The following is a 4,792-nucleotide window of genomic DNA, read 5'->3' on the forward strand; positions in this document are numbered from 1 at the left end:
ATTTTTGGTTTTTAATTTTTTTTTTTTTTTGTTTTTTTAAAAGAATTGGAAATTTGTAAAAACTTTTTAAATTTATTTTTTTTCCCCCCCCCCCCCCCCCCCGTGCAAAATCCTAACATTGGGCAAACCCCGCAGAGTCATGACACTAGATACAAAACATAGAAATTTTACAAGTCGCTATAATATTATTTTTCCACATTCCATCAGCTACAGTCTTAATCTACCATAGTTCCAACCCTTTTCTCCCTTTTCTGATCTTAATTTATGATTTTTTTAATCTCAGTAATTAAGTGTTTAAATGAAATGAAACTTGAAAAAACGACATATATACTTTCTCAAAACCCGTTAATTTCTGTCGTAAAAATTAGTTTTTGGGTTGGGTCGAAAGTGGGGGCAATCCTGATGGCGGCTAAAAATATTATCATAATCATTATTCGAATTGAATTATTGACCATAAATCGTCATAGTAATTAATATATTATCTTTATCACTGAAATCATCAGTATTTATATATAAATAAAATAACATTATAACAAATAAAATTTTCATGAAATACTATTAAAGAATAACCCATGCTAGCATAACAATGAATTCGGACAAGAATATACGGGAGCTAGATGACGCTGCATCGTCTCCACGTTGCGCAAAATGTGATAGGGTGTTCACTAGAAGTGCTCATCTGAGGAGACACTATATGCGAAAAACACCATGTGCTACCGAACCATTAACTACCGTTGCGATAATTGAGCCAACAATTGCTGTAGTTGAGACGTCAGCCACGGCAGTTGAGACAGCGGCTACGGTATTTAAAACAGTAGTTGCTGATGACGAAAAACAGGTGATGACATATCAGATCATCTCTAATAAATGTATTTACTGTCAATGTGAATATTCTAGTAGAAGTAATCTGATTCGCCATCAGAGGTATAGTTGTAAACAAAAACCAACTAAATCTGAGGTGGCGGAGGCTCAACAAAAATTCGTAGAGCTTGGGAAAACTCTGGCAGTGAATTTAGGGCCAGAAGCAGTCAATACTATTCTTCAACAACATAATATAACCAACAATGTACAAAACAATATTCAGGTCAATATACAACAAAACAACATACAACAACAAAACAACATACAACAACAAAACAACATACAACAGAACAATATTGTGATGATTCCATGGGATGGTGATTCACCCATCTGTGTTGACGCAGATGATATTATCGCCGTATTTGATGAAAATGAAAAATTGCAAGAGTTTGTCGGATTTCATGATTATGAACGCACCGATATGAAGATAGCTCCACCATTTGTTGCAGAGATGCTTATGGATTTGGTCCGCAGAGCACATACAGACCCCTCTGCTCAGAACATTTATTTGAATCCTAAGAGGTCTGATCAGGTCATTGCTTATCATTCATCGGGTGTATGGAAAACCATTTGTCTGAGTGACGCATCTGCTCGACTTCTCAATGGTGTCAATGAATCTGTTGGTAGAGTTGTTCTTAATCCCAAGAACATTTCTAAAGTTCCATCTGAAACATTGAATGCTGCGGCAATCGCTAGGATGATGTATAATGCGGAGCCAGAAGAATACATTAAGAGAGTTAAAGCACCACTGGTAGCTCATTTAGCTAACAATGTTCCCATTGATAAGCAGGTCCGAAGGTCCTGATGTCTGGTCCAAACAAAATTGAATTTTTTAAACACTCAGCTGATGAGTGCTCGGCGAAACACATTGACAATCGTGGAGATCACGAAAATCGAGTTGTTTCTGCGCCGGATGAAGAATGTGGCGGACCACAGCTTCCTGTTTGCCGCGGCTAGAATGCTTGTGGTGGAACCCCCGTCGGTCGAGGTCGATTCCGCCCCCATCGATGAGGAGATTGCGATGCTTATTCGGCGAATGGTCGATACTATTGGGGAAGACGGTTGAACTATCTCTCGTCTAGATAGGTTCGGAAGTAATGCGCTATTTTGCGGATTTTAAAATTGAAGCCATTTGAGAGTACTGTACCGAACCTTCTGAAACAATATGACCGCTCTGCGATTGACTGATGTTAGCCCTGTTAACGCCAAATCCATTCGAATGGGCGTTCTCACAAGCGGTCGATGGGTCGTTCGTGCCAAGAATTGCATGGTTTCATTCGAAAATCTTTCTGGGCGATCAGTGTACCAAAACTCATTACGATTCGATGGATCATGTTCGATTCGTGTCAGACGAGCTGTCGCAGGTACCGTCATACATCCGGGGAACATTATTGTGCTTCGATTTGAGTCGGCTTTGTCACTGGTGACCATTAGACTCGAGAAATACTATGGAGGGGGCGTTCGCGCGCATGCTCCAGATGTACTTCATCGTACATCCGAAGACTCTGCACACTTTCGGCTGACAGACTCTTCGTCTTCCGCCGATAGTCAGGGGGCCGACGAGTTGACGGATTCTCAAATCGAGGACCAGGACGTTCAGTTATTGGCTGCTGTTGTTGCCAGGGCTCGAGAAGAGTCTTCGTCCTCGCCGCACAATGTGGTGGTACGGTCGACGGCCACTAAGCGGTCGTCGCCGGGCTTGCCCGGCTCTGGCAAGCGTGCTCGGAAGACTCCCTCTCGCTATGTGCCTGATGACACGCCCCCTAGCGACGGTCGTGATACCCTCATGCTCACCGACTACGATGCCGGCACCGACAGCGACTATGATGACGGCACCCGCCGAGGGTCGGCTTCCGTCGTCGCGCCGGCGACAAGCCCCGAGCCCGAACCCGTCGCCGTCGAACCAAGCGAGCCTGCCGTCGTCGAATCAAGCTTGCCCGCCGCCAAATCAAACTTGCCCGTCGCTGCCGGATCAAACTTGCCCGTCGCCGCCGAATCGAACATGGTCGTTGAGCCAAACGCACCCGCCGCTGCGCCAATCACGACCTCTGTCGACAATGCTCCCCGCACTACTATCTTCATTCCGGCCACCGCGACTGCGTTTCGGCCCGTGCCGGAACAAGCGGTACGAGCCGAACCTGCTGAGCTGTTCAGAATGCCGGCCCCGCTCCCGGCGAGATTGCGATCGGTTGAGTCGGTGCCCCCTCTTACACGATCGCAAACGATTGAATTGCCGCCACTTCTTGTTGAAGAACTACAGCAGAATACGCCGAGAGCTCGAAACCCTCCACCCAGACCGTTGCAGGCGCCGACACAGCCGCCGTTGCAGGCACAGACGCAGACACCATCGCAGGCGCAGACACCATTGCCGCCATCGCAGCCACTGTCGGCCGCCGATCAAACAGAGGAGCAGTCAGAAATGCTCAAAACCGAGATTGTCATCATCGAAAATACGTTGCGCGGACTGTACACCGAGTACAAACAACTAATCGAAACATATTCCAGCAAAGAGATGTTCGAACGATTCGTGGACGTGAGTAAGAAAATTCGTGAACTGGAAGCCGCTCTCAGTCAGGACTACATGCGACTGGGCAACTTGGCGGAGATATCAAGTAATCGACGACGATTGCGTAACCTTCTGAATGAGATTAACCAGGATGCGGTGCGACACCACACCATCTCGAATGAAGTTTTAAAGAGAGTTACTAGCAAAAATTAGATCAATGATCTCTTCTAGTGCATTATTTGCCGAATTTTTGGTGCTTAAAATTGAAGCTATTTGAATGTAATGAACCAGACCTCTAGGAACGATGTTGCGAGTATACGATGTTCACACCACGGACAGTAGCCAAACAGTCGTCCGAATGAATGTTCATACAACTGCTCTATATGTAGTTGGCTCTAAGAATAATACAATTGTGCGATGGGTTGTTAGTGCTCGAAATCATATGATTGCATTTGAAAACATTGGTAGCAAATCAACGTATTACGATTCTTTAACAATTGTGGGGGACCGATCCCTTCGTGTTCGAAAGACGGCTAGTACCTGCCTATGTATAGGAGATATTGTAAACCTTCGATTTGAATCATTGACGACTATTATAACCATCAAACTTGAGAAAGTAACCGCGCGCGGATATAAGGTGTATGATCCGATTGTGATATCTCAATCGATCGAAGATATTGCACACGTTCAACCGACTGATTCATCATCTTCGATAATCTCTGTTAGTGGTTTGGAGTTATGCGAAAAGTTGACCGAATCTCAGGTTGAGGATCGTGAAGTTCAGCTACCGAATACCGTAGTCGCCAGGGCTCGTGAAGAATCCTTGTCCCCGCCGCGCAATGTGATGAGGCACTCGACTGCTACGAAGCGCGATTCTTCTGGTTTGTCCAATCCGGGCAAACGTGCTCGAAAGAATCTCTCTCGTGGTGCTGCAGACGACGATAGCACAGACAGTGACCATGATGTTCTCGCTCGTGAATCTACTCGCGCGTTGCCCGTCCTTGTTTCGCCGAGCGTCCCCCGCACTACGACCATTACCGCTCCAGCTGTGATTCAGTTACCGCTCGCCGTCCCAGCCGCGACTCAGTTACCGTCGCCCGTCGTCCCAGCCGCGACTCAGTTACCGTCGTCCGTCGCCCCAGCCGCGACTCAGTTACCGTCCGTCGCTCCAGTCGCGGCTCAGTTACCGTCCGTCGCTCCCCCCGAGCTATTCAAGATGCCGACGCCTCACCCCGCAAGATTGCGGTCAGTTGAGTCGGTGCCGCCCCTCACACGATCGCAGCCAATCGAGTTGCCTGCTGAGGAACTCCAGCTCCCGAAAACACTGCCCGCTGTGGTGTCTCGAGAGTCGGTGGCCCGAGAGTCGGTGGCCCGAGAGTCGGTGGCCCGAGAGTCGGTGGCCCGAGAGTCGGTGGCCCGAGAGTC

The 4,792-nt window shown here is 47.3% G+C and carries 4 protein-coding genes; all 4 read left to right on the forward strand.

Annotated features, from left to right (window positions below):
- The first annotated feature begins 694 nt into the window (after positions 1–694).
- Entirely contained in the window at positions 695–1,666 is a 972-nt protein-coding gene (locus WC052_05765; protein MFA7287141.1) for a hypothetical protein, read from the forward strand.
- 72 nt (positions 1,667–1,738) lie between these two features.
- Entirely contained in the window at positions 1,739–1,927 is a 189-nt protein-coding gene (locus WC052_05770) for a hypothetical protein (protein ID MFA7287142.1), read from the forward strand.
- Positions 1,928–2,026: 99 nt separating this feature from the next.
- Positions 2,027–3,580 carry a hypothetical protein gene (locus WC052_05775; protein MFA7287143.1) on the forward strand — a complete coding sequence of 518 codons (1,554 nt, stop codon included), beginning with the start codon at positions 2,027–2,029 and terminating at the stop codon, positions 3,578–3,580.
- A 229-nt stretch (positions 3,581–3,809) separates the two neighbouring features.
- The coding region (locus WC052_05780) for a hypothetical protein (protein ID MFA7287144.1) at positions 3,810–4,792 on the forward strand (983 nt) is incomplete at its 3' end.

It is taken from the genome of Patescibacteria group bacterium (assembly GCA_041675205.1).
GTDB lineage: Bacteria > Patescibacteriota > Patescibacteriia > GWA2-46-9 > GWA2-46-9 > JBAYUF01.